Source organism: Candidatus Accumulibacter contiguus (genome assembly GCF_036625285.1).
Taxonomy (GTDB): domain Bacteria; phylum Pseudomonadota; class Gammaproteobacteria; order Burkholderiales; family Rhodocyclaceae; genus Accumulibacter; species Accumulibacter contiguus.
Genome location: NZ_JAZKUC010000001.1, coordinates 1,174,531 through 1,200,838, shown reverse-complemented (window position 1 = coordinate 1,200,838; position 26,308 = coordinate 1,174,531). Strand labels below are relative to the sequence as shown.

19 protein-coding genes and 2 pseudogenes are annotated in these 26,308 nt (G+C 60.8%); 8 read left to right on the top strand and 13 right to left on the bottom strand.

Annotation, left to right across the window (positions count from 1 at the left end; translation table 11 throughout):
* Window positions 1-14 precede the first annotated feature (14 nt).
* On the bottom strand, window positions 15-1,622 hold the full coding sequence (locus tag V5B59_RS05860) for an acyl-CoA ligase (AMP-forming), exosortase A system-associated (protein WP_169070133.1): 1,608 nt from the start codon (window positions 1,620-1,622) through the stop codon (window positions 15-17).
* 167 nt (window positions 1,623-1,789) lie between these two features.
* Here V5B59_RS05860 and V5B59_RS05855 point away from each other — a divergent pair, with 167 nt between their 5' ends.
* Together V5B59_RS05855 and V5B59_RS05850 are read left to right on the top strand one after the other, a co-directional pair.
* Window positions 1,790-2,104, top strand: a complete 315-nt coding sequence (locus V5B59_RS05855; protein WP_332351687.1) for a DUF485 domain-containing protein — start codon at window positions 1,790-1,792, stop codon at window positions 2,102-2,104.
* Window positions 2,101-3,828, top strand: coding sequence for a cation acetate symporter (locus V5B59_RS05850; protein WP_169070134.1), 1,728 nt, complete (start codon window positions 2,101-2,103; stop codon window positions 3,826-3,828). Before V5B59_RS05855 ends, V5B59_RS05850 begins: the two co-directional genes overlap by 4 nt.
* 80 nt (window positions 3,829-3,908) lie before the next feature.
* On the opposite strand, the gene V5B59_RS05845 is transcribed toward V5B59_RS05850, so the two are convergent.
* The 7 genes from V5B59_RS05845 to V5B59_RS26110 form a co-directional block, all read right to left on the bottom strand.
* Entirely contained in the window at window positions 3,909-4,433 is a 525-nt protein-coding gene (locus V5B59_RS05845; protein WP_169070135.1) for a glutaredoxin family protein, read from the bottom strand.
* Window positions 4,434-4,455: 22 nt separating this feature from the next.
* Complete coding sequence (locus V5B59_RS05840; protein WP_211203369.1) at window positions 4,456-6,549, bottom strand: M3 family metallopeptidase; 2,094 nt, start codon at window positions 6,547-6,549, stop codon at window positions 4,456-4,458.
* A gap of 63 nt (window positions 6,550-6,612) precedes the next feature.
* A complete protein-coding gene (locus V5B59_RS05835; RefSeq protein WP_169070136.1) occupies window positions 6,613-7,386 on the bottom strand; it encodes a DUF2189 domain-containing protein in 774 nt (257 codons plus the stop codon).
* Between the two features lie 62 nt (window positions 7,387-7,448).
* Window positions 7,449-8,387 (bottom strand): phosphoribosylaminoimidazolesuccinocarboxamide synthase, encoded by a 939-nt coding sequence (locus V5B59_RS05830; protein WP_034910698.1) that lies wholly within the window; start codon window positions 8,385-8,387, stop codon window positions 7,449-7,451.
* A gap of 26 nt (window positions 8,388-8,413) precedes the next feature.
* The gene (gene pyk, locus V5B59_RS05825; protein ID WP_169070137.1) at window positions 8,414-9,853 is read right to left on the bottom strand and encodes a pyruvate kinase; all 1,440 of its coding nucleotides are present in this window, start codon (window positions 9,851-9,853) and stop codon (window positions 8,414-8,416) included.
* 222 nt (window positions 9,854-10,075) lie between these two features.
* The gene (gene gap, locus V5B59_RS05820) at window positions 10,076-11,074 is read right to left on the bottom strand and encodes a type I glyceraldehyde-3-phosphate dehydrogenase (protein ID WP_169070138.1); all 999 of its coding nucleotides are present in this window, start codon (window positions 11,072-11,074) and stop codon (window positions 10,076-10,078) included.
* A gap of 55 nt (window positions 11,075-11,129) precedes the next feature.
* Window positions 11,130-11,348 (bottom strand): hypothetical protein, encoded by a 219-nt coding sequence (locus V5B59_RS26110; RefSeq protein WP_408612946.1) that lies wholly within the window; start codon window positions 11,346-11,348, stop codon window positions 11,130-11,132.
* Between the two features lie 369 nt (window positions 11,349-11,717).
* Between V5B59_RS26110 and V5B59_RS05815 the strand changes: the two genes are divergently transcribed.
* The 5 genes and pseudogenes from V5B59_RS05815 (at window position 11,718) to V5B59_RS05795 (ending at window position 18,839) form a co-directional block, all read left to right on the top strand.
* A complete protein-coding gene (locus tag V5B59_RS05815) occupies window positions 11,718-13,097 on the top strand; it encodes a ribulose-bisphosphate carboxylase (protein ID WP_169070140.1) in 1,380 nt (459 codons plus the stop codon).
* Between the two features lie 85 nt (window positions 13,098-13,182).
* Window positions 13,183-13,986 carry a CbbQ/NirQ/NorQ/GpvN family protein gene (locus V5B59_RS05810; RefSeq protein WP_169070141.1) on the top strand — a complete coding sequence of 268 codons (804 nt, stop codon included), beginning with the start codon at window positions 13,183-13,185 and terminating at the stop codon, window positions 13,984-13,986.
* Window positions 13,987-14,006: 20 nt separating this feature from the next.
* Complete coding sequence (locus tag V5B59_RS05805) at window positions 14,007-16,304, top strand: nitric oxide reductase activation protein NorD (RefSeq protein ID WP_332351686.1); 2,298 nt, start codon at window positions 14,007-14,009, stop codon at window positions 16,302-16,304.
* A gap of 336 nt (window positions 16,305-16,640) precedes the next feature.
* Window positions 16,641-17,762 (top strand): annotated as a pseudogene (gmd, locus tag V5B59_RS05800) (GDP-mannose 4,6-dehydratase).
* A 7-nt stretch (window positions 17,763-17,769) separates the two neighbouring features.
* Window positions 17,770-18,839, top strand: a pseudogene (locus V5B59_RS05795) (GDP-L-fucose synthase family protein).
* Here V5B59_RS05795 and V5B59_RS05790 read toward each other — a convergent pair.
* Both V5B59_RS05790 and V5B59_RS05785 read right to left on the bottom strand, forming a co-directional pair.
* Window positions 18,794-21,919 carry a S8 family serine peptidase gene (locus tag V5B59_RS05790; RefSeq protein ID WP_332351685.1) on the bottom strand — a complete coding sequence of 1,042 codons (3,126 nt, stop codon included), beginning with the start codon at window positions 21,917-21,919 and terminating at the stop codon, window positions 18,794-18,796. The pseudogene V5B59_RS05795 and the gene V5B59_RS05790 sit on opposite strands and share 46 nt — an antisense overlap.
* Entirely contained in the window at window positions 21,916-22,539 is a 624-nt protein-coding gene (locus V5B59_RS05785) for a hypothetical protein (RefSeq protein WP_169070145.1), read from the bottom strand. The genes V5B59_RS05790 and V5B59_RS05785 overlap by 4 nt, the downstream gene beginning before the upstream one ends.
* A gap of 1,007 nt (window positions 22,540-23,546) precedes the next feature.
* On the opposite strand from V5B59_RS05785, the gene V5B59_RS05780 reads away from it, so the two are divergent.
* Window positions 23,547-23,771 carry a hypothetical protein gene (locus V5B59_RS05780; RefSeq protein WP_034913813.1) on the top strand — a complete coding sequence of 75 codons (225 nt, stop codon included), beginning with the start codon at window positions 23,547-23,549 and terminating at the stop codon, window positions 23,769-23,771.
* Window positions 23,772-24,109: 338 nt separating this feature from the next.
* Here V5B59_RS05780 and V5B59_RS05775 read toward each other — a convergent pair whose 3' ends face one another.
* From V5B59_RS05775 to V5B59_RS05765, 3 genes are all read right to left on the bottom strand, one after another.
* Window positions 24,110-24,808 (bottom strand): haloacid dehalogenase type II, encoded by a 699-nt coding sequence (locus V5B59_RS05775; RefSeq protein WP_034913807.1) that lies wholly within the window; start codon window positions 24,806-24,808, stop codon window positions 24,110-24,112.
* Between the two features lie 73 nt (window positions 24,809-24,881).
* A complete protein-coding gene (gene arsS / locus V5B59_RS05770) occupies window positions 24,882-25,880 on the bottom strand; it encodes an arsenosugar biosynthesis radical SAM (seleno)protein ArsS (protein WP_034913804.1) in 999 nt (332 codons plus the stop codon).
* Window positions 25,881-26,015: 135 nt separating this feature from the next.
* On the bottom strand, window positions 26,016-26,171 hold the full coding sequence (locus V5B59_RS05765; protein ID WP_169070146.1) for a hypothetical protein: 156 nt from the start codon (window positions 26,169-26,171) through the stop codon (window positions 26,016-26,018).
* Window positions 26,172-26,308: the final 137 nt, after the last annotated feature.

Sequence of the window (26,308 nt, the reverse complement as noted above, 5' to 3'; positions counted from 1 at the left end):
CCGGGGAGCTTCGTTTATTCACCTGCGGCCACCTCTGTCGCGAGAAATTCAATGGCCAGGGCCTTGCGGTCGATCTTGCCGTTGGGGTTGCGTGGCAGGGGGCCTGGCCGCACGACAATGCCCGCCGGCACCATGTATGCGGGCATCCGGCTACGGCAGTCAGCGAGCAGGCTGGCGGTATCGAGACTGTCGCCCGCGGCCGGCGTGGCAATCACCTGGATGGCCTGCCCGAGCGTCGCGTGATCCACGCCGAAGGCAACGCACTCACCGACCAGGCGAGTGGCGTAGATCACCTCCTCGACCTCGGTGGGGCTGACCCGGTAGCCCGAGGTTTTCATCATTTCGTCGCGGCGACCGATGAAATAGAGGAAACCCTCCTCATCCTGGCGCACGGTGTCACCCGAAAACACGGCGATTTCGGGCAGCACCAGACCGGCATCGCGGCCCGGCATGTTCGCGGGCAGCGGTTTGTAGCGCTCGGCGGTCTTTTCATGGTCGTTCCAGTAACCCATGCCCACCAGCGCACCGCGATGGACGAGTTCGCCTGGTTCGTTGGCCGCACAGGGCGAGCCATCTTCGCGCAAAACGAGTATTTCGGCGTTGGGGATGGCCTTGCCGATCGAGTCCGGGCGTCGGTCCACCTCCTCCGGCGGCAGGTAGGTCGAACGGAAGGCTTCCGTCAGACCGTACATCAGATAGGGCTTGCTCTCCGGCAGGCGCGCGCGCAAGGCGGCCAGAGTCTCGCGCGGCATGCGCCCGCCGGTATTGGCGAAATAGCGCAGGTGTTTTCCGATGACCTCTGGCCAGGCGAGTTGCGAGAGCTGAATGTAGAGGGGAGGCACCGCCGTCAGCCCGGTCACGCTTTCGCGCGCCAGTGCCTTGAGCACGTCCTGGGGCAACAGGTAATTGAGCAGCACGACGCGCGCACCGGCGTGGAATGCCGTAGTCAACTGGCTGAAGCCGGCATCGAAAGACAGCGGCAGGGCGGCCAGCAGTGTGTCTTCGGCGCTGTTTTCGAGATAGCTCGCGACGCTTAGGGCGCCGGCGACCATATTGCGGTGCGAAAGTACGACCCCTTTCGGTTTGCCGGTACTTCCCGAGGTGTAGAGGATGGCTGCCATATCGGTGTCGATGACGCGGTGGCCAGTTTGTGCGGCCGCCTGCAACAGATCGCCCCAGCCCAGGTAGGCGAGCGGAGCAGGGCCCGCAGGCAAGGGGTCGGCATTGACCAGGATGACGTGCCGCAGATCATGGCAGACGGGAAGAGCAGCAGACAGCAGCGACAGACGTTCGGGAGAGGTGACGAGCGCCCGCACATTGCAGTCGCGCATGATGTAGGCCACCTGTTCGGCCTTGAGCAAGGGGTTCAGCGGCACGAAGACGCAGCCAGCGGCAGTGGTGCCAAAACTTGCAACGACGGTTTCCAGCCGCTTCTCGAGGTAGATGGCCACCCGCTCGCCGCGTTGCAGGCCGAGGCCAACGAGACCGCTGACGAAACCGGCAATGGCCTGCTGGAGTTTTCCGTAGCTCATCGACTGTTTGCCGTAAGTCAGCGCGACAGCGTCCGTCTGACGATTGGCAGATCTCTGGATCAACTCATGGAGCAGGCTTGCATCAGTCATTTTTATGGCATGCCGGGTCAAATGGATGGAGGCGAATTCTAGCAAGTTCTGGTGGATTCGGGAGTTCCCATGCTGGCGTAAGCAGGAAGTAAGTATTGGTCTTTATGATTAGATCGAAGTCATGATAAGTGACTCGACACTGGGAATTTTTTGAGGAGGAGACAATAGTGAGCGAAGACGTCGTTGCACGGATTGAGGCCAATCCGAAGTATCACGAGCTGGTGCATAAGCGCAATTCATTCGGCTATATCCTGTCGGCCCTGATGATCATTGTCTACTACGGCTATATCCTGTTGATTGCTTTCAACAAGGAATGGCTGGCTGGCAAGCTGGGTGCCGGCATGGTCACGTCGATCGGGATCCCGCTGGGGGTGGGGGTGATCATCTTCACGATCGTCGTCACCAACATCTATGTCCGTCGTGCCAACACCGAGTTCGACGATATGAATGCCGAGATCCTCAGGGAGGCCAACAAGAGATGATCAGCCAATCCACACGCAACATTCTCGGCCTGACCTTGGGCCTGCTTGCCAGCGGCGGCGTTCTGGCGGCTGGTGCCGACCTCGGCAATACCACCAAGCAGGCCACCAACTGGGTGGCGATTGCGATGTTCGTCGCCTTCGTCCTGGTTACCCTGGGGATCACCCGCTGGGCCGCGATGAAAACCAAGACGGCGGCCGACTTCTATACTGCCGGCGGCGGCATTACCGGCTTTCAGAACGGTCTGGCGATCGCCGGCGACTACATGTCCGCTGCGTCCTTCCTCGGCATCTCCGGTCTGGTCTTCGCCAACGGCTTTGACGGGCTGATCTTCTCGATCGGCTGGCTGGTCGGCTGGCCGGTGATCACCTTCCTGATGGCCGAGCGGCTGCGCAACCTGGGCAAGTTCACCTTTGCCGATGTGGCTTCCTATCGCTTCGCACAAACGCCGACGCGGACCTTTGCCGCGGTCGGCACGCTGGTCGTCGTGGCTTTCTACATGATCGCCCAGATGGTCGGTGCCGGTCAGCTGATCAAGGTGCTGTTCGGCCTCGAGTACATCTACGCGGTGATGATCGTCGGTGTGCTGATGATGTGTTATGTGCTCTTTGGTGGCATGACTGCCACCACCTGGGTGCAGATCATCAAGGCCATCCTGCTGCTCTCCGGTGCCACCTTCATGGCGCTGGCCGTGCTCTGGCAGTTCAATTTCAACCCCGAGGCACTGTTTTCCAAGGCCGTCGAAATACACGCCAAGCACGATGCGATCATGTCTCCGGGGGTGCTGATCAAGGATCCGATCTCCGCAATTTCGGTCGGCATGGCGTTGATGTTCGGGACGGCGGGCCTGCCGCACATCCTGATGCGCTTCTTCACCGTTCCGAGTGCCAAGGAAGCACGCAAGTCGGTCGGTTGGGCGACCACCTGGATCGGTTACTTCTACATCCTGACCTTCATCATCGGTTTCGGCGCCATCGTCATGCTGACGCAGGATCCGGCACCCTACTACGTGCCGAAGATGGTCGATGGTGTGCAAGCCGTCGGAGCGGACGGCAAGCTGGTCTGGGATGGCTTGCGGGGCGGCGGCAACATGGCGGCCATCCACCTGTCGAACGCCGTCGGTGGCAATGTCTTCCTCGGCTTCATCTCGGCAGTGGCTTTCGCGACCATCCTGGCGGTGGTCTCCGGTCTGACGCTGTCGGGCGCCTCGGCGGTATCGCACGACCTCTACGCGACGGTGTTCAAGAAGGGCAAGGCCGACTCGGCGCACGAACTGCGGGTTTCCAAGATGACCACGGTCTGCCTCGGTGTCGTTGCGGTCGGTCTCGGGATCGCGTTCGAGAAGGAAAATGTTGCCTATATGGTGATGCTGGCCTTCGTCATCGCGTGTTCGGCGAACTTCCCGATCCTCTTCATGTCCGTGCTCTGGAAGGACTGCACGACCAAGGGCGCCGTGGCCGGTGGCATTGTCGGCCTGATCAGCTCGGTTGCCCTGACCATCATGTCGGCATCGGTGTGGGAAGCCGTCCTGAAGAATCCCAAAGGCAGCGCATGGTTCCCGTACTCTTCACCGGCCATCTTCTCGATGACCGCGGCGTTCGTGGTGATCTATGTGGTTTCCAAGCTGGACAATAGCAAGCAGGCTCAGCTTGAGCGTTCGCTTTATCCAGCGCAGAAGGTTCGTTCGGAGACCGGATTCGGCTCTTCCTCGGCCTCGGGTCACTAAGCACCAGTAGTCGCCTGTTCGGCAAACGGCCCGGGAGTCATGCAACTCCCGGGCCGTTTTTGCTTGTAGCACGGTTCGCTTCATTCCATAGCAGTTCTTCCGGAGGGCTTGGCGCGATAGGGTGCATTGGCCGGATAACCGGCGGCGTCGAGAAGTTCGTTCCAGGCGGCTGGGGCAAAGCCCCGCATGTTTTGCCGACCGACGCTAATACTGGGTAACAACGCTTCACCACCACCGAGTTGCCGGCCGAGTTCGGCGAGTTCTTCTTCGCTGTTGAGCACCTTCTCGGAGAACGGAACGCCGCGACCATTGAGCAGAGTGCGCGCCTGCTTGCAGGTGACGCAGCCGGCGCTGGTGTACAGGACGACCGGGAATTTTTCGCTTGCCTGGCGAACCGCATACGGTAACTGCTGTTCATCCACGCCGGTCGTGTTCGTATATTTCATGACCTGTCGGGCTCCCGGTGGCGGCGGCAGGTCGGAGATAATGGTGCCGCCACTTTTCGGGTCGATCCAGCGGTAGGTGGTCTGGGCGCTGACCGTACCGGTGATCAGCAGCAGGATGGCGGTGGCGCTGCCAAAGCGCCGTGCGGCCGTAGGGAGCATGCTTGGTCTGGTCCTCGATGTCTTACGCCTTGATCATGCCACTGTGCAGCAGCAGGGCGTCGACCTGCGGCTCGCGGCCACGGAAGGCGCGGAAGTTGTCGATCGCCGAACGGCTGCCGCCGATCGACAGGATTTCGTTGAGGAAGCGCTGTCCTGTCGCCGGGTCAAAGGGGTTGCCGGTCTCTTCGAAAGCGCCGTAGCAATCAGCCGAGAGTACCTCGGCCCACTTGTAGCTGTAGTAGCCAGCGCCGTAACCGCCGGCGAAGATGTGCGCAAAGCTGTTCGGGAAACGATGCCATTCAGGTGGAACGAGGACCGCTACCTGGCGCCGTACCTCGGACAGCAGTTCGAGCACGCTGAGATCACCGGCGGGGTCGAATTCGCTGTGCAGCAACAGGTCGAACAGCGAAAACTCGACCTGCCGCAGGGTCTGCATGCCGCTCAGGAAGTTCTTCGCTGCCAGCATCTTGTCGAACAGGGTGCGCGGCAAGGGCTCGCCGGTGTCGATATGAGCGCTCATTTCCTGCAGCACGTTCCATTCCCAGCAATAGTTCTCCATGAACTGCGATGGTAATTCGACCGCATCCCATTCGACGCCATGGATGCCGGCGACACCGATCTCGTCAACACGTGTCAGCAGGTGATGCAGGCCATGACCGGTCTCGTGGAAGAGGGTGATCACCTCGTCGTGCGTGAAGGTTGCCGGCCGCAGCCTTCCATCCTGGTCGCTGACTGGCCGGGAAAAGTTGCAGTTGAGATAGGCGACCGGTTTCTGTATATCGTCGCTGGTCAGCGTTGGCAACCGCTGTGGCAGTTTGCGACGGCTGATCGCCTCGTCCATCCAGGCGCCGCCGCGTTTGGTTTCGCGAGCGTAGAGGTCGAGGTAGAACTGACCGATCAGTTCGCCGGCAGGTGTCTCGATCCGGTAGAAGCGAACGTCAGCATGCCATAGCGGCGCGCGGTCGGGCTGGATACGAACGCCGAACAGCTTTTCGATGACCGTGATCAGACCGACGAGAACCTTGTCCTCGGTAAAATACTGTTTCACTTCCTGTTCCGAGAAGGCATAACGTGCTTGCAGCAGCTTTTCGGAAACGTAGGCGACGTCCCAGGCTTCCATGCGATCGAGAGCGAGTTCGCTGCGGGCAAAGGCGCGCAGGTCGGCGATGTCCTGCTCGGCAAAAGGCCTGGCCTTGACCGCCAGATCGTGCAGGAAGTCGAGCACCTGGGGCACCGATGCGGCCATTTTCGGCACCAGCGAAACCTCGGCGTAGTTCTGGTAGCCGAGCAGTTGCGCTTGCTCGCGGCGGAGTTCGAGGATGCGTCGAATCAGTGGCGTGTTGTCGAGTTCGGCGGCACCGAATTCGGCGGCGCGTGTGGCGTAGGCGCGGTACATCACGGCGCGCAGACGGCGGCTGTCGGCGTACTGCATCACCGGCAGGTAGGAGGGCATGTGCAGGGTGAACTTCCAGCCACTCTTGCCGTCTCGTTCAGCAGCTTCGCGGGCAGCTTGTCGAGCATCCTCAGGCAGTCCGGCAAGTTCGCTCTCGTCGCTCAGCACTTCGGCAAATGCGTTGGTGGCGTCGAGAAGATTCTCCGAAAACTTTGCCGAGAGCTGTGCGAGTTCCTCGGCAATCGCCTGGAAGCGAGGCTTGTCCTCTGCGGGCAGCTCCGCACCGCTGAGGCGAAAATCGCGAATCTCGTGCTCGACGATTCGCTGCTGCGCCACCGACAGAAGTGCGTATTCGGGGCTTGCGGCGATCGCCTTGTACTTGTCGAACAGCTTGAGGTTCTGCCCCACCTCGGCGTAGAAACAGGAGACCTCGGGCAGCATGCCATTGTAGGCGTCCCGCCAGTCGGGAATGTCATTGACCGAGTGGACATGCGAGACCATTCCCCAGGCCCGTGACAGTTGTTCAAAACCATCGGCGAGCGGTGCCGCGAAATCAGCCCAGGTCGCAGCAAGGTCGTCGGCGGTCAGCCGCTCGATCAGTGCGCGGCCGCGTTCGAGCAGCGCACTGATCGCGGGTTGCACATCGGCCGGCGTCAGCACATCGAAGCGAGGCAGGCCGGAAAAATCGAGCAGCGGGTTGTCTTGCAGGGTGTGTTCAGTCATCAGGGATTCCGTGGTTCCAGAAGGGGGCGAGCGCGGATTACGACGCGACGCTCGGCAGTTCCCCTATTCTACAAGGTCGCGATACGCGTGCCACGAAGCGTGGCCAAGCAGCGGCATGAGAACGATCAGTCCGAAGAACAGGGTGAGAAAACCGATCCCGGTCAGTATGACCACAATTGCACCCCAGAGGATCATCAGCAGCAGATTGGCATCGACGGTGCGCAGACTGGTTCGGATGGCAATGCCGCAGGGTACCCGGCGATCGAGCAGCATCGGCACCGAGACGACGGTGATGGAAAAGACGAACAAGGCCAGCGCTCCGCCGATCATGATCCAGATCAGCAGCAGATCACGATGGTCGGTCGACAGGTGGATCTCTGCCAGCAGCTCGAGCAGGTCCGGTGTAATCATCGGTGCCAGCAAGGCGAACAGCCAGGTCGTGATGCGTTCCCAGGTCAGCCCGATCATTGCCAGAAGCAGGCCCATCATGGTGAGTTCCGGCGCGTTGCGCCGGCCACCGGCGAACGAACTGAAGAAAGTCGAAGTCTGGCCTGCCGCGCGGCGGCGGCTGATCTCGTACAGCCCTCCGGCAAGAAACGGGCCGACCAGAAAGAAGCCGGAAGTCGCGATGATGAACAGTTGTCCTTTGTGCCACGCAAAAATCGTGATCACGTCGCCGGCAATCGCAAACAACAGACCATAGGCAAGGCTGGCGATCGGGTTGGCGCAGAGGTCAGCCCAGCCCGTCGCCAGCCAGGCGAAAGGTCGGTCGATGGAGGCGCTGCGGACTTTCGGCGGGATGTTGCTGCGATCAGGGGGGCTTGGCTCCAGAGGCATGCGTTCTCCTTGCTGAGGTGGACGTAGACGGGCGTGTCGTGATGCTGATATCCGTGCGCCGGTCAATCGACAAACGCTTCGCCGGTCAGGCGCTCGCAGGCCTCGATATATTTTGCGCGGGTTGCGGCGAGCACCGTTGGCGGTAATCGGGGGCCCGGCGCTCGCTTGTTCCAGTCCAGTGTCTCAAGATAGTCGCGGACGTACTGCTTGTCGTAGGACGGCGGGTTGCTGCCGTTGTGGTAGGCGTCGGCCGGCCAGAAGCGTGACGAGTCAGGAGTCAGTGCTTCATCGATCAGATGCAGCGTGCCGACAGCATCGACGCCGAATTCGAATTTGGTATCGGCAATGATGATTCCGCGTGCCGCCGCGTGCTCGGCGGCGCTGCGATACAGCGCAATGGCCGCGTCGCGCGCCTGCGTGACGATTGCCTCGGCGCTCTGGCCGGTCGCAGCCAGCAGATCGGCGAGTGCCAGCGCACAGTCGGCCTGGGCGCGTTCGAAAGATACATTCTCGTCGTGATTGCCGATGGCCGCTTTGGTTGCCGGAGTAAAGATCGGCTGCGGCAGCCTGCTCGCGAGCCGCAGACCGGCCGCTAGTCGGATTCCGCAAACCCTGCCGCTGGCCTGGTAGTCCTGCCATCCCGATCCGCTCAGATAGCCGCGCACCACCGCTTCAATCGGCAGCGGTCGCAAGCGTTTCACGACCAGCGAACGGCCACGGACCTGCGCACGCTCGTCGGCATTCACCACCGTTTCAGGGTCGATGCCGGTCATCTGGTTGGGGATGATGCCGGCGAGTTTGGCGAACCAGAAACTGGCCAGCCGTGTCAGTACCTTTCCCTTGTCGGGCACCGGGTCCGGCAGGATGACGTCGAAGGCCGAAAGGCGATCGCTGGTCACGATCAGCAGCTTCTCGGTGTCGATGGCGTAAATGTCGCGCACTTTGCCGCGGCCGAGCAGCGGCAGGCTGGTGATCGTCGATTCAAAGAGGGCTTCGGTCACGTGCTTGATCCGGTAGCAATTCGGGGTTAGATCTTGTATGGCTGTGGATCGCCAACCCGGACGATCTTCAGCGTATTGGTGCCGCCGCTGGTTCCCATCGGATCGCCGGCGCTGAGCACGATCAGGTCTCCATTTTCCACAATCCCCTCATTCATCAGCAATTGCTCGGCATCATAGAGCAGTTCTTCGCGAGTCGCTGGCCGCTGTTTCATGAACAAGGGAAATACCGCTCGGTAGAGACTCATCCGGGTCACTGCATCGGCTTGCGGGGTCAATGCATAGACCGGGACACCGCAGTTCAGGCGGCTCATCCACAGGGCCGTCGCGCCTGTCTCGGTGAGTGCGGCGATGGCCTTGACCTTGAGGTGGTGCGCCGTCCAGATGGCAGCCAGGGAAATGGTCTGATCGATACGCGTGAAGACCTGATTGAGGAACTCGTGGTCGAGAGTTACTGCGGCAGACTTTTCGGCTTCCAGGCAGATGCGCGCCATCGCCTCGACGGTTTCGACCGGATACCGGCCGGATGCGGTTTCGGCCGAAAGCATCACCGCGTCGGTACCGTCGAGTACCGCATTGGCGACGTCGGAGACTTCGGCACGCGTCGGCGCCGGCGAGGAAATCATCGATTCCATCATCTGCGTTGCCGTGATGGCCAGCTTGTTCTTCTCGCGTGCCAGGCGAATCATGCGCTTCTGCAGTGCCGGAACGGCGGCATCTCCGACTTCGACAGCAAGATCCCCGCGCGCGACCATGATGCCGTCAGAGGCGGCGATGATCTCTTCGAGAGCGGCAACGGCCTCGACCCGTTCGATCTTGGCAATGGTCTGCGCCTGCCCACCCGCCGCGTGAATCAGTTGTTTGGCCATGTACATGTCGGCCGCACTCTTGGGAAAGGAGACGGCCAGGAAGTCGACTTCGATGCCTGCCGCTGTGCGGATGTCTTCCATGTCCTTGGCGGTCAGTGCAGGCGCCGAGAGACCGCCGCCCTGGCGGTTGATCCCCTTGTTGTCGGAAAGCTCGCCTCCGTGGCGGACGATGGTGAAGATCTCCGAACCGACGACGCGTTTCACGTCAAGGACGATGCGACCGTCGTCGAGCAGCAATACGCTTCCGGCAGAAACGTCACGGGTCAGAGCCTTGTAGTCGAGGCCAACGCGCTCGGCATTGCCCAGTTCGCAATTGGCGTCGAGGATGAAGCGTTCGCCGTTCTCGAGCCGGACCTTGCCGTCGGCGAATTTGCCGACGCGGATCTTGGGTCCCTGAAGATCGGCGAGAATCCCGACCGGGCGCCCGACATGGGCTGCCACCTCACGAACCATTTGTGCCCGCGCGATGTGATCCTCCGGTTTGCCATGGGAAAAGTTCAGGCGCACGACATCGACGCCAGCGCGGATCATACGTTCCAGTACTGTGGCATCAGATGAGGCCGGACCGAGGGTGGCAACGATCTTGGTATCGCGTGACATGGGTTTCCTTTTTTCTTGTCACGGAGCGCACGGTCTTATTGCCCTGCGACGATTAGAGGGCTGCGGGGTCAATGGGCCCGAAACGGGACCGAAAGCACGGGAAGTATCCTTCAACGGAGGAAACTCCCTGCCCTGCTTCGCAGCAATGTGAGGGTACCGCACACTCTCACAGGAGAATCGGAGAGGCAAGAGGGGCGCCCGGAAGCGCCCCTCGATGGTCGTTTAGCGGGCCATTACGCGGACCATTTCCAGCACCTTGCAGGAATAGCCCCATTCGTTGTCGTACCACGAGACAACCTTGACGAAGGTACTGTCGAGGGCCATCCCGGCTTCGGCATCAAACACCGAAGTGCAGCTCTCGCCACGGAAATCGGTGGCCACCACCTTCTCGTTCGTATAGCCGAGAATGCCCTTCATCGGACCTTCGGAGGCTGCCTTCATGGCTGCACAGATTTCTTCGTAGGTGGCGTCCTTGTTCAGCTCGACGGTCAGGTCGACGACCGAGACGTCGGAGGTCGGAACGCGGAAGGCCATGCCGGTGAGCTTCTTGTTCAGCTCGGGAATGACCTTGCCGACGGCCTTGGCAGCACCGGTCGAGGACGGAATGATGTTCTCGAGGATGCCACGGCCACCGCGCCAGTCCTTGTTGGACGGGCCATCGACGGTTTTCTGGGTAGCCGTGGCGGCGTGCACGGTGGTCATCAGACCGCGCTTGATCCCCCAGTTGTCATTCAATACCTTGGCAACAGGTGCCAGGCAGTTGGTGGTGCACGAAGCATTCGAGATGATCGTCTGACCGGCATAGGTCTGGTCATTGACGCCGAACACGAACATCGGTGTGTCGTCCTTGCTGGGTGCGCTCTGAATGACCTTCCTGGCGCCGGCGGCGATATGCTTCTGGCACGATTCGGTGGTCAGGAAGAGGCCGGTCGAGTCGACGACGATGTCTGCACCAACCTCGTCCCACTTCAGCTCGGCCGGGTCCTTGACGGCGGTCAGACGGATCTTCTTGCCATTGACGACCAGGGTGTTGCCTTCGACCGCAACGCTACCCTGGAAGCGACGATGCACCGAGTCATACTTGAGCATGTACGCCAGATAGTCGGGTTCGAGCAGGTCGTTGATGCCGACCACTTCGATGTCCTCGAAATTCTGAATTGCGGCGCGAAACACCATCCGGCCGATACGGCCAAACCCATTGATCCCTACTTTGATTGTCATGAAACGGTCTCCTTGAGAAATGACAACAGTGATCTCACGGTGCTAACTAGGTGGGTCACCGTGAAACCGAAAAAGTCAAACCACTGGCCGGCAGCTGCCGGCTCTCCAAAGCGATCGATGCCGACCACGGCACCGTCGCGTCCAACATATTCAGCATTGATCCGTGAGCGTTCGAGAGAGCGAAACGATCGCGATCCGGCCAGGGGATCGGCCGGATTGTGGCGCAGGGGGCGACGCCAGAGGACTGTTGTGACATCGGCCATCCCATAGGCATGCCAGGATGGCCGGAACTGGCATGCTGGAGCGCGTCCATGGCAAGGGCGTGGACGACGCTGGTCAGGGGGGGAACGCAGTAGGCACGATATTTCGCTGGCTCGGGACGGTGGGTTCAGTCGCATGGACAAATTATCCGCCAAAATGGCAGGCTTTGCCACTGTCCGTTACGAAGCGTTGGCGGGCAGGGTGCGTACTGCTGGGCGGGCATCGGGCAGGGACTGGTTCAGTTCTTCGGCGGGCGTTCAATAGGAAAGCAAAAACTAACCATAAATAGAAAAAAGTTTAACTTTTAATAATCAATTTGGCCGCCTACACTTGTCGCACATGATCCAACACGGTATTTACCCTCATCGATACGGAGACAAGCATGGACCAATCGAATCGTTACGCCGACCTCAGCCTGAAGGAAGAAGACCTGATCAGGGGGGGCAAGCACATTCTGGTGGCGTACAAAATGAAGCCGAAAGCCGGCTATGGCTATCTTGAGTCGGCCGCTCACTTTGCCGCAGAATCTTCCACGGGTACGAATGTCGAGACCAGTACCACCGATGACTTCACCAAGGGCGTCGATGCCCTGGTCTATTCCATCGACGAAGCCACCGAAGACATGCGCATCGCCTATCCACTGGATCTGTTCGACCGCAACATGATCGACGGTCGCATGATGATGGTATCGATTCTGACGCTGATCATCGGCAACAACCAGGGCATGGGCGACATCGAACACGGCAAGATCCATGACATCTTCGTTCCCGAGCGCGCCATTCAGCTCTTCGACGGCCCGGCCAAGGACATCTCGGATCTGTGGCGGATCCTCGGACGCCCGCTCAAGGATGGCGGCTACATCGCCGGCACGATCATCAAGCCCAAGTTGGGGCTGCGTCCGGAGCCGTTCGCCAAGGCCGCCTACCAGTTCTGGTTGGGCGGCGACTTCATCAAGAATGATGAGCCGCAGGGCAATCAGGTGTTCTGCCCGGCGAGGAAAGTGTACCCCCTGGTCTATGACGCCATGAAGCGTGCCATGGATGAAACCGGGCAGGCCAAGATTTTTTCCGCCAATATCACTGCCGATGACCATTACGAAATGCTCCATCGCGCCGACTTCATCCTGGAAACCTTCGGCCCCGATGCCGACAAAGTCGCCTTCCTGGTCGATGGTTTCGTGGGCGGTCCAGGCATGATCACCACCGCCCGCCGGCAGTACCCCAACCAATATCTGCACTATCACCGTGCCGGTCACGGCATGATCACCTCGCCATCCGCCAAGCGCGGCTACACGGCATTCGTGCTGGGCAAGATTGCGCGTCTGCAAGGGGCATCCGGCATCCATGTCGGTACCATGGGTTTCGGCAAGATGGAAGGCGAGAGCTCGGACAAGAACATCTGTTACATGCTGGAGCGTGACGAGTGTCAGGGCCCGGTCTATTACCAGAAGTGGTACGGCATGAAGCCGACCACCTCGATCATCTCCGGCGGCATGAATGCATTGCGTTTGCCGGGATTTTTCGAGAATCTCGGCCACGGCAACGTCATCAACACCTCCGGTGGCGGTTCCTATGGCCATATCGACAGTCCGGCGGCCGGTGCGCTTTCGCTGCGGCAGGCTTACGAGTGCTGGAAGGCTGGCGCCGATCCGATCGAGTGGGCGAGGGAGCACCATGAATTCGCACGCGCCTTCGAGTCCTTCCCGGGGGACGCCGACAAGCTCTATCCGGGTTGGCGCGAGAAGCTCGGCGTTCATCGCTGAGTCGGTGGTCTGTGGTCAGAAGGCGCGGGCCGATGCTGGGCTGTTGCCTGACACCGGTCGGATGAGTGCACATGAGGGATGGGAAATGACCGACAAGGAGCAATTCAGGGTAATCGCCGAACCTTTCTACCAGCCGCAAGGAAACGAGGTAGCACTGTACGAAGCCGCTTACGCGGCGCGCCTGCCGGTGATGGTCAAGGGACCGACCGGCTGCGGCAAGTCCCGCTTCATCGAATACATGGCCTGGAAGCTTGGCAAGCCCCTGCTCACCGTCGCCTGCAACGAAGACATGACCGCTTCCGACCTGGTCGGGCGTTACCTGCTCGAAGCCAACGGCACACGCTGGCTCGATGGGCCGCTGACCACCGCCGCGCGCATCGGGGCGATCTGTTACCTCGACGAAATTGTCGAGGCGCGTCAGGACACGACGGTGGTGATCCACCCCTTGACCGACCACCGGCGTACTCTGCCGCTAGACAAGAAGGGCGAGTTGATCCACGCGCATCCCGATTTTCAACTGGTCATCTCGTACAACCCTGGCTATCAGAGCCTGATGAAAGATCTCAAGCAGTCGACCAAGCAGCGTTTTACGGCTTTCGAGTTCGACTATCCCGATGCCGATCTGGAGACCGCCATCCTCTGCAGTGAAAGCGGCATCGATAGCCGCATTGCCGTGCAACTGGTGAACATCGGCGCCGCCGCCCGCCGGCTCAAAGGTCATGGTCTCGATGAGGGGATCTCGACGCGTCTGCTGGTCTACGCTGCAACCCTGATCAAGGGTGGCGTCGCGCCCCGTGACGCCTGTCGAATGGCTCTCGTGCGGCCGATCACTGACGACGATGATATCCGCGATACCCTGGATCACGCGATCGACGCGACCTTTGCCTGATCGCGATGGAACGTAAAAGCATGCCAGCGGACTCGAGCACAGACGAGCAGACGGGCGCCGCCTGGAGCGAACGCCTGCGCCTGTACCGCGAGCAACTCGACTGCCGCTTTCCGCAGGTCAATGAGGTCTTCGAGGGCTGTCTGGTCGAGGCGTTGCGCGTGCTCACCGCCGATGGTGTCGCTGCCTACCTCGACTACGCACGTTTTCTGAGCCGCATGGGGCGTGGCGTCGAACCGGTGCTGGCATTCCTCGAGAAGTGGCCAGCGATTGCCGCAATCCTCGGTGAAGACGCCTTGCCGCCGCTCACCCGGACCGTGCACAGGCTCTGGAAATCACCGAATGGCAAGGCCATCACCCCTTTCCTGCAGAGCCTGGCGGCGGTCGCCCGACGGCTGGGGGCACGCGAGCAGATGCAACATTACCTGGACCTGGCGCTGGACTTCATGGAGCGCACCACCGGTTCAATCCATGGTATCCACCAGACCTTCGCCAGCCCAGGGCTACCGGAGTTTTTCGCGCAGGCGCCACGGCTGCTCAATGCGCTGACCATCGCCGGACTGAGAAACTGGCTTGACTACGGCATCCGCAATTACCACAACCATCCCGAACGACAGCGTGCCTACTTCAGCCTGCAGTCGGCCGACAGCCGCGCCGTGCTGCAGCGCGAGCGGCACGGCACGCTCCTGCTCGACAACGAACGCCGGCTCGATCTCTACCTGCGTGCCCTGTGGCAAGACAGCGCGCAACTGGTCCCCTACGCCAGCGACATCGATCAGGCACTGCCGCCGCTTCCCTACTACGACCCGTCGGGAATCCGCCTGCCCGACGTCCTCGATGACGCCAGCGGTGTTTCCGGCATCGACCGCTACCGCGTCACACTGGCCCATATCGCAGCGCATCGGCGCTGGAGCCAGGCGATGTTTGCCGACAACTTCAGCCCCATGCAGCGCATGGCGATCGAGTTCTTCGAAGACAGTCGCATCGAGACGCTGATCCTGCGCGCGTATCCCGGCCTGCGTCGCAGTTTCCTGGCGCTGCATCCGAAGCCGGTGGAAGGTGCCTGCAACCCGGAGACTCATTCCTGCCTTCGCCATCGTCTGGCGATGCTGTCACGCGCCGTGCTCGACCCCGAGCACGGCTACCAGGACGTGATCCTGCTGGAGTTCGTGCGGCGCTTCCAGGAAACGCTGCAGCAAGGCGATTCGAGCAGCGAAGAAATCGCCCAGCTCGCACTCTCCTACGTCGCACGCACCCGACGTCAGAGCGACCAACTGGCCAGTGTCTTTTTTACCGATAGCGAGGTCGGCTATCGCGACGACAATCGCCATCTCTGGCGCTTCCACGAGTTGAGCGACGACGAGGAAATGTTCAACGAGCAGCGTTCAACGACCACCGCCGCCGAGGTCGAACGCCTGCCGCCGCGCCACTACCCGGAGTGGGACTACCAGAGCCAGAGCTACCGGCCGGACTGGGTGAGCCTCTACGAATCGCTGCACCCGAGTGCTGACGCCCGTGACATCGATCGCCTGCTGGAAAAACACGCAGCGCTGGCTCGGCGCCTGAAGCGTCTGCTGGATCTGCTGAGACCACAGGAGCGAGTCCGCATCCGCTATCAGGAAGACGGCAGTGAACTCGATCTCGACATTGCCATTCGTTCGCTGATCGATTTCAAGGGCGGCGCCCATCCCGATCCGCGCATCAACATGAGCCACCGCAGCAGCGGCCGCAATCTGGCGGTGCTGCTCCTGCTCGACCTCTCGAAGTCGCTGGCCGACCGGGTCAAGGTCGGCACCAACGGTGGCGAACAGAGCATTCTCGAACTGAGTCAGGAAGCTGTATCGCTGCTCGGCTGGTCGATCGAGCAGCTTGGCGACCCCTTCGCCATTGCCGGTTTCCACTCCGACACCCGTCACGACGTCCGCTACCTGCACCTCAAGGGCTTCAGTGAAAGCTGGGGTGATACCGTCAAGAGCCGCCTCGCGGCGATGCAGGCCGGCTATTCGACACGCATGGGTGCGGCGATGCGTCACGCCGCGCACTACCTCGGCGCACAAAAAACCGAGAAGAAATTGCTGCTGGTCCTGACCGACGGCCAGCCTGCCGACGTCGACGTCCATGATCCGCGCCTGCTGATCGAAGACGCCCGCAAATCGGTCGGTGAACTCGACCAGAAAGGCATCTTCACCTACTGCATCAGCCTCGACCGCAAGGCCGACGACTACGTCAGCGACATCTTCGGGCGGAGGTTTTCGGTGATCGACCGCGTCGCTCGCTTGCCGGAGCGGCTGCCCGAACTGTTCATGGCGCTGACCCGGTAGCGGGGAATTTGCCTGCTGATCCCTTTGGTGCCGGGGGCCCGCGCCTGGTTTCACAACAGACCGGAAAAGATGCGCTTGTCCGTTCAAGGACTCGTCTGGTATCGTTCCAGGCTTCACCGCAAGGTGGAGAATCGTGCTGCCTGGCCCGTTCGGCCGCTGAAAGCCTGTCGCCACCCCAGCCCCTGCTGCGGGTTGAGCGACTTCTGCCCGCAATACAAACCTGTTGAATGTCGATACATTCGGGCACGGCGCTAGCATGGGCGCAAGCCCAGCGCAGATCGCTCTACCCCTTCAACCTTCCCAAGCATCGTAGATTCCCTGACGGATGACCCCCCTATGACCTCCCATCAAAAGGTTGCCCTGATTACCGGCGTGACCGGCCAGGACGGCGCCTACCTGGCTGAATCCCTGCTCCACAAGGGTTACGAAGTGCACGGCATCAAGCGCCGTTCCTCGCTGTTCAATACCGACCGCATCGATCACCTCTATCAGGATCCGCACGAGCCCGGGCGGCGCTTCATTCTCCACCACGGCGACCTCACCGACTCGACCAGCCTGATCCGCATCATCCAGCAGGTGCAGCCGACGAGATCTACAACCTGGCCGCGCAAAGCCACGTCGCCGTCAGCTTCGAAGAACCCGAGTACACCGCCAACGCAGACGGCATCGGCGCCCTGCGCATGCTCGAAGCGATCCGCATCCTCGGCCTGGAAAAGAAAAGCCGCTTCTACCAGGCCAGCACCTCGGAACTCTACGGACTGGTCCAGGAAATCCCGCAGAAGGAAACGACCCCCTTCTATCCGCGCAGCCCCTACGCCGTCGCCAAGCTCTACGCCTACTGGATCACCGTCAATTACCGCGAGGCCTACGGCATCTATGCCTGCAACGGCATCCTCTTCAACCACGAAAGCCCGGTTCGCGGCGAAACCTTCGTCACCCGCAAGATCACCCGCGCCATCGCCCGTATCGCCCTCGGCCTGCAGGACTGCCTCTATCTCGGCAACCTCAGTGCCCTGCGCGACTGGGGCCACGCCCGCGATTACGTCGAAATGCAGTGGTTGATGCTGCAGCAGGACCACCCCGAAGACTTCGTCATCGCCACCGGCGTGCAATACAGCGTCCGCCAGTTTGTCGAATTCGCCGCGCTGGAACTGGGCATCGCGTGCGCTTCGAAGGCGAGGGCGTCGATGAAATCGGGATCGTGACCCGAGTCGAAGGCGACCAGGCCAAAGTCAAACCGGGCGGTCATCGTCCGGGTAGACCCGCGCTACTTTCCGCCCGACCGAAGTCGAGACCCTGCTCGGCGACCCCAGCAAGGCCCGCGAAAAACTCGGCTGGACGCCGACCACCAGCCTGCACGAACTGGTCCAGGAAATGGTGCTGGCCGACTACAATTCGGCCAGGCGCGACGCACTGGTCAAGCTCGCCGGCTTCAAGACCTTCGACCACAACGAATGAGCAGATCATGACGCCAACCCGAATCTACGTCGCCGGCCACCGCGGCATGGTCGGCTCCGCCATCGTCCGCAGCCTGCAGCAGCGCGGCGGAGCGACTCTGATCACCCGCACGCACGCCGAACTCGACCTCACCCAGCAGGCCGCCGTGCGCGCCTTCTTCGAAGCGGAAAGACCCGAACAGGTGTATCTCGCCGCCGCCAAAAGTCGGCGGCATTCACGCCAACAAGACCTACCCGGCCGAATTCATCTACCAGAACCTGATGATCGAGGCTCAACATCATCCATGAATCCTGGCGCGTCGGCGTGCAGAAACTCCTCTTTCTCGGCAGCAGTTGCATCTACCCCAAACTCGCCCCGCAGCCGATGCCGGAAGAGGCACTGCTCACCGGCACCCTGGAAGCGACCAACGAACCCTACGCCATCGCCAAGATCGCCGGCATCAAGCTCTGCGAAAGCTACAACCGCCAATACGGCACCGACTACCGCAGCGTCATGCCCACCAACCTCTACGGCCCGGTGACCACTACGATCTGCAGAACAGCCACGTCATTCCGGCGATGATCCGCAAGCTGCACCTTGCCAAACTCGCCGCCGCCCGCAACTGGCCGGCGATCGAACAGGACGAAACCAGAAACGGCCCATTCCCCAGGAACTCAAGCGCCAGTTGCACGACACCTGCACCTTGCAACTGGAGCCTTGCCTCACGCTATGGGGCACCGGCACCCCGATGCGCGAATTCCTCTACGTCGACGACATGGCCGAGGCCAGCATGCACGTGATGAACCTCGACCGGCCACCTACCAGGCCCACACCCAGGCCGATGCTCTCGCACATCAACGTCGGCACCGGCGAAGACACTCACCATCCGCCAACTGGCCGAAACTGTTGCCCATGTCGATCGGCTACCCCGGCCGTATCGAATTCGACCCCAGCAAACCGGACGGCACGCCAAGAAAGCTGATGGATATCTCCCGCCTGCACGCCCTGGGCTGTCGAGCCAAGGTGAGCCTGACAGAAGGGCTGGCCAGGGCTTATACCGACTGGGGCAAAAGCGGCGGGCAGTCCGTCCGCCCGTAATGCGCGCGGAAGGTGCGCAGGTCGGTACCGTCCACATCACCATCCTGGTCGAAGTCAGCGGCGTCGTTGTACCGGACTTGACCCCTCCGCGAGCCGTAGGCCGCATTAAAGATGCCCAAATCCGTCGCGTCCACATCGCCATCACCGTCGAAGTCGCCCTTGCACGGTGGGACCGGCTGAATGATCAGGAAGGCGCTGCTCTGATCATCTTCGCTGACTACGCCATTGCCCGGGGTCGAATCTGGATCGGGTTGATTCGCGGCCGCTACCTGAGCGATATTCTCAATCGATCCGGTGGCGGTCACCATAGCGGTGATCTGCAAGGTGGCGCTGCTGCCATTGGTGATAGTCCCCAGTTGCCACAGACCGCTGCCTGAGTTGTAGCTCCCAGAGGAAGGCGTGGCAGAGACGAAGCTCAGGCTGGCGGGCAGCAGATCCAGGACTTGCACGCCGGTGGCGGCTTGAGGACCCGCGTTGCTCACCGTGATGGTGAAGCTGACGTTGCTGCCCAGGGTGGGAGTTGGGTTGTTCACCGTCATGGCCAGACTGAGGTCAGCCCGGTCGATGGCGTTGGCCAGGTTGAGCCGCCCTCCGGTGACCGTGATCCCTGCCAGTGCCGGTATACGATCCGCGCTGCGCAGGATGCGATTGATGCGGTCCGGCATTGGCTCGTCATGAAGACCGGCCAGGAAGCCTACCGCGCCGGTTACATGAGGCGCGGCCATGGAGGTACCACTCAGGAAGGAATAGCCATTCGTGCCCTCGGGTACACCGATCCCGATGTCGTCCAGGTATACGCCGTCGGCAGTAACGGAAGAGTCAGTGTTCAAGACGAACATCACCTGGAACGGGTTGGTGTAGAACGCCGGGTCGATCGGCGCGGTGTACAGCCGCCACTGGCCTTCGCTGCTGCCGGTGAGGCCGCCTACATAATAAATACCTCCATAGTTGTACACCATCCAACCGTTCTGGCCGTTCTCCATGTTGTCGGAGAAGTAGGTCGTGGTGAAACTACCATCCGTTACGGCCACGTCGTCGATGTAGTAACCGTCGTAGGTGATGCTGGAGTCCGTCACCAGATCGAAGGCAAACTTGGCGTCCGCGGTCCGGCAGGCATCGGGGACCGGTGCGGAAAACAGGGTCCAGTTAGCGACTAAGCCGTCCAGGTAACCAAGGTAGGTCCATACACCACTCCCATAACAGAATACGCGCAGTTCGTCAAAACCGCTTTCGATTTCGCCCCTCAGAGAGAAGGTCATCCAGGTATTCCCTGACGGCGCCACGGACAGATTCATCGTCGGGCTTTCCAGGGCGACGTAAGCGTTGTTGACATAGTTCCCATTGGGGCTGTCGGACCAGGCGTGGGTGGGGCTCTGGGACTGTTCCTCCGTCAGCGTCCACTGTGGTGATGATCCACCCATGACGTAATAGACATCCAGCCAGTCGGAGCCATATTCCAGGTCGTGTCGGGCATAGAAGCCCAGGGACAGCGGCCCCGACACGCCGCTCAGGTTAATCGGCGGACTGGTGAGCGCAACGGACTGGTTGTCGCTGTAGTTGCCGCCGGGGCTGTCGGACCAGGCGTGGGTCGGACTCTGGGACTGCTCCCCGGTGATGGACCACGGTGATGCCGCCGTCCAGCCACCGGATCCTGCTTCCATGCCGTCGAAGAAGGAGTCGCCCGGTCTGGGCCAATACTGAGTCCACCAGAAGGTGTTGAGGATCGAGTCCCCAGGCGCGCCCAGGTCCACCGAGTTCCGGCCGTAGTTGGAGAACCCGGCCAGCGCGTCATTGTGATTGGTGGCGGCCACGCTGATGATGTTGGGCAGGTCGTGGCTTGACGGGTAGTGGGGATCAATGTCGTTGTTTACAGCGTCGTTCCCCGCCGCCGCGACGAAAATGATCCCAGCATCGCCCAGAGCGCCAATGGCTGTCTTCTCGACCTCGTTATAGCAGCCAGTGCAGCCATAGGAAGCATTGACCGCCACCACGTTCACGCCGCGCTGCTTCATCATCAGGATGTATTGCAAGGCCTCCAATTCAGCATCATCGTACAGATAACCGTCAGGCGAGAAGCCTTGGATCGCCATGATCTGGCCCGTCCAGTTGACTCCGGCTACTCCCTGGCCGTTGTTTCCCGCCGCCGCCATGATGCCGGCCACATGGGTGCCGTGGCCGTGGCCAACCGGGTAGGGGTCACTGTCGCCCATACCGGTATCGATGCCATGGATGTCGTCCACATAGCCGTTGCCGTCGTCATCGATACCGTTGCCGGGTATCTCCCCCGGATTAACCCACATGTTGGCTTGCAGGTCCGGGTGGGTATAATCTACGCCGGTGTCCAGCACGGCCATGACGACACCGCTGGAGCCGGTGTGGTGAGCCCAGGCCTCGGTGGCGTCGATGTCTGCATCGACCACCCCGCCGGTTTGCCCGTAGTTGCACAGCGACCACTGACTACCATCGAAGTAGGGGTCATTCGGGGGGGTGCCCGGGCATCCCGCGGTGGGCCGCTTGCCATAGTTAAAGGAAGCCGCCTGCACGCGCGAATCGGCTTTCATCCGGGTCAGAAGCGCTGCAGTTGTCATCCCTTTGGGCCCCCGCGCCAGGGCGAAAACCTGGCCGGTCATGCTGGAAAGGCTGTCGAAGCTTTTGGCCAGGGTCAAGCCGTTGGTGCTCATCGCTTGGCTGGCCGTGGCTGCGTTAACCCCCTTCTTGAAGAGAAGCAGGATTTCGCCCTCCTTGTAATGAGCCTTGCGCGGCGCCGCCTGGCCCTTGGGGAGGAGAGAGGATTTTCCCGCCGCTGGAGCCCCCTTGGCAGAGGGCAGGATCGGTCCCGGGACGGTCAGGATACGCTCCCCTTGCGCGTTGGGCGCTACATCGATGCGTGGCAACACACTGCGCGTTGCCGGTATGGGTAGCGGCTTCTTGACGGGAACCTGCGCCCGTTTCTGCAATGGAATGGCTCCGGCCGGTGGAGCGGCTTGCAGGCCAACGACCGGCAGCATACCCAGTACAGCCCCGACGGCCAAGGCGTTGCCGCAGGACTGCATGCGCTTGATACTCTTGATCCGCTTCATGATCTCTTCTCCTCATCGATCAGCTTCATTCTGCTCCTCGACGCCAGCAGCGCGACCAGACCGGGCGCCAATAATGCGAGGGTGCCTGGGAGAGGTATCAAGTTGGGAGTGTTGACTTGGGCCAGGACGATACCGCTCGCGAGATCGTCATCCAGGACGGTGCCGTTCTCGAGAACAAAGTCGTCGAAGAACCCTCCACGGTCGCTGTCATAGAGCGACAGCGTGCTCATCCCATAGGCGCTACTCGTGAACTCCACGCTTGCGAGCAGAATGCGATCCCCTGCTAACGGTGGGAATGACACTTGTCCTCCCCCGGCTTCTACCTCCGGAGCCGTGCTGTTCACCCACCCTAACTCCCAGATCGACGCCACACTGGCGCTCGCTACCTGCAGGTGGGAAAGGTTATAAACCAGATCAAACCCCATGGAGATCAGACCGGGATTCGGGACGTTAGAGACGTAAAGATCCGCCCGAATGGTGTCATTCAGAGCGAGATTCCAGCTTGTCTCGTAGTTTCCGTCCTGGCCAAAGTCCAGATTGAAGACCAACTTTCCCGATGCCGGACCAGAGATGCCCAATAACAGGGCCGCTATCGGTGCGATCAGCTTTATTTTCTTCATGTGCTTCCCCTCAAAAAGACCCCAACCCAAGGAACCAGATGCCGCCGCCAGCGCCGTCGAACAGGATCGTTGGGCAATGGTGTCGGCTTCTCGGGGACTCTTGGAGCCGAGTTTGTAAAGGCAGTAACCTTCCGGTGGCCTTCTTCGCTCAACTCCATGGCGAAACAATCAGCATCGAAATCGGCCCGGTGCTCGCATCAGCCTCCAGCTTCAACAGACCAGTGTTTGCCATCTTCCCGCCCCCTATCTCGTTGCACGACGAATTGTCCGGAGCTTAAGATCGGTACGCCCCGAACGTATGCATGCAGCAAGTGATGACGATGCAAACAAGAAACGTGCCAGAAATAATATCATTGATTTAATGAATAAATACTTGCTATGGTGATACGCGGGATGGAATCTGTCTTTGCGTCTGGCGTGCAAAGTGGAAACTTTCTTTTCCGGGCAATCCAGAGCGAGTCATCTCCCGCAGCAGGGCTTGCCAAGATGTATTCGGCCGCGGCCGCTTGCATCAGACGAATGTCGCCTGAATCGGATTGTGGTACCACGCTCTGGCGGATCTTCCTCCAGCCAGCAGTAACTATTCGGTGGACCCGTAGTCCGTGGGCTGCCTGTCGGTGAATGTCAAGGTGGGTGGTGTTCCTCAAGTGGATATGCTAATCTATAACATATTGATTATAAAATACTATATTGGACTCATATCCACGTCTGGACCACTACCAAGACGCGCATCCTCAAGGGCTTCAAGGAAATGAATCAGGCACCCGTGGTGTTTCGTTGGAAGAAATTCGACAGGAAAGCTGCCTGATCTGTAGCCCATTTAATGGAACGAACTACTAGCGCATCACTTTGAATTTCACTCCGTGGGTGCTTGACTCCGGTCCACTCTCGCTTACAATCCCGGCAGGTTGTGCCGTATCAATGCTTCGCCTGACGAGTTCTTGCCAGATCATCGCCAGGGGAACAGCCGAAAATCACATTTTGTCGTCTACGTAATGAGGTGGGAAATGGACGCCCTTCTGCTCCTGTTGGGACGTGTCGCCGGCATCGGTGGCTTGCTGCTGTGCATCACCGCCGTGGTACTGCGTCTGGCAGGCAAGTACTACCTGGGCACGTTTCAACTTGCGACCCTCCTGCAGGGTGGCATGGCTGCAACCGTCCTGGGCTGTTTTTTCCTGCTGTTGGCGCTGACAGCGCAAGGGAAAGCCGGGCGGTCGTTCCCCCGCGAGTGAGTTGCTGACGATACTTTCACATTAACAGAGACGCCAGGCGTGGAAACGCGCGACCCAACTGAGGAGATTCTGCGGGGCGTGCGCCGGCAGCGATGACGATGCTGCGCGCGCTGATCCGCTCGGTCTCGCCGCTATGGCGGACCATCTCGACCTCCCAGGGTGAGACAATCTTCGCCGTGCCTTCGATGACCTCGACACCGAGTTCGGAGTGGCGTTCGCGCGAGTCGTGCGTTCGAAGCTCCGGATCACACGCTGCACACGCGCGATGACCTCGGCGAAGTCGAAGTCGAAGTCGGCACGCGCACTGCGAATGCCGAATTACAGTCTGCGTCGGCTGGCTAGCGGGAAGCGGCAGGAAACAGCGTCGTCAGTAGAGCAGAGAGATCCTTGATCTCGCCATCCGGTGTTTCGGGAATCCGTTCCGGTGCCTGTCCGAAGCGGTTGCACCACAGGACCCGCAGGCCGGAGGCCTTGGCCGAATAGGCATCCCACGCGTTCGACGAGAGGAAGCAGATCGCTGCCGGGGCGAGTTGCAGGCGTTCGCAGGCCAGCGCGTAGACTGCCGGGTGTGGCTTGAAGACGCCCACTTCCTCCACTGACAATACGGCATCGAAGATGTTCTCCAGAGCGCTGTGGCGGACCACCGCGGCGAGCATCGCCGGCGTGCCGTTCGAGAGAATCGCCAGCTTCATTCCTGCCGCCTGCAGCCGGCGCAGCGTTTCGGGAACCTCGGGATAACATCCGAGATGTAGGTAAAGGTCCATTAGCCGTGCCCGCAGGTCGGGGTGGTCGATTCCGAGGGTGTTCAGGGCAAAATCGAGCGCATCGCCGGTGACCTGCCAGAAGTCCGCATGTCGGCCGGCGAGTCCGCGCAGCCAGGTGTATTGCAGTTGCTTCTGACGCCAGAGTTCCGAAAGGCTCTGCCAGTTGCCACCGAGTTCGTCGCTGGCCGCGAGCGCTGCACTGTTGAAATCGAAGAGCGTGCCGTAGGCGTCGAAAACACAGGCCTCGATGCCGTCGATGTGCTTGATGTTCATGGTTCTTGTTTCCTTTCGTGGTATCGACAAGGGCGGGCAACGGCGCCTGGCTGCAGCCGTCAGGCTGGTGCAATCAGGCGCCGCAGGTCGGTGCCGCGGCCATCTCGTCACCGAGGGCGCCAGCGCAGCTTGATCCCTGTCCTGCGGTGCAGCCGTAGCAATGGTTGGCCACCTGGATCGGATAGCCGTCGAGTACGGCCGCGTTCACCTCGGTGATGTGCAGGCGCGAGCGCCCGCTGCCAGCTATCGGCAAACCGAGTTGCTGGTTGAAGTCGCAGTCGTAAAGATAACCCTGCCAGTCGACAGAAAGCAGCTTGCGACACATCACTTGCTCGATGTTTGCGTCGTGGTGCGCGTTGCGCAATAGCTGCATGTAGCTGTTGAACTGGCCCTTCGAGACCAGCATCGATCCGAAGCGCTGGATCGGCATATTGGTCAGCGTGAACAATTGGCTGAAGACGATGCCGAATTCGCGTCCGAGGTGCTCCCGATAGGCTAGGGCCAGTGATTCTTGCGGTGGCGGCAGCGTTGGCCCCTGCGGATTGAAGACCAGATTCAGGATCAGGCCGCTGTCCGGCACGCCATAGCCCAGCGCATTGAGGCGTCGCAAGCCCTGGATGCTGGCTTCGAAGGTGCCTTTGCCGCGCTGTCGATCGACGTTTTCCTCGAGATAGCAGGGCAGCGAGGCGACCACCTCGACGCGATGCCTGGCAAGGAAGTCGGCCAGATCCGCATGACCGGCTTCCTCCAGGATCGTCAGGTTGCAGCGGTCAATCACCCGCAGGCCGCGTTCGCGGCCGGAGATGACCAGGCGGCGGAAATGCGGGTTCAACTCGGGCGCGCCGCCGGTCAGGTCCAGCGTCTTGACTTCGGGGCTGGCGGTGATGAAGGCGAGCAGCGCATCGATCGTTTCGGCGGTCATTTCCTCCTTGCGCTGCGGACCGGCATTGACATGGCAATGCAGACAGCTCTGATTGCAGCGATAGCCGAGATTGACCTGGAGCGTCTCCACCGAGCGCCGGGTCAAAGCCGGGAAAGTGGTGGTCGCGAGAAGCGGCAGGGTGGCGTGCATGACTTTCATTCTCCGATGGTTTGTCGACATTGGTCGGAAAGGCTCTGGGTTTCCTTACGCACGCATGTCGGCATCTGCGGGCAAACGGCCGGCGAATCCTGGCTAAGGAACGTTCAAAAAACAACCTGCGGAAATTCATTGCTGGACTGGAAAAACGGTGGGATTCCATTGATCAGCTTTCGCAAATTGTTTTTGAAACGTTCCTAAGGCAGTCACGATACGATATTTCAGGCACTTCTGCAGCGCTGTGCCTGGCTGTCGCAGTGCGGGCTGGCTGGCGATGCCGAGCATGATTGCCGTGCTGAGCGGGTGATTCAGGGCTTGGCCGCAGCGCCACGGGTGTTTCGAGCTGTGAAATATTGCTGTAGAATCGTTCGCTTTCCGTGCGCGGAGGCGGTATTTGCGCGCGGACATGGACGCGGAAGCGA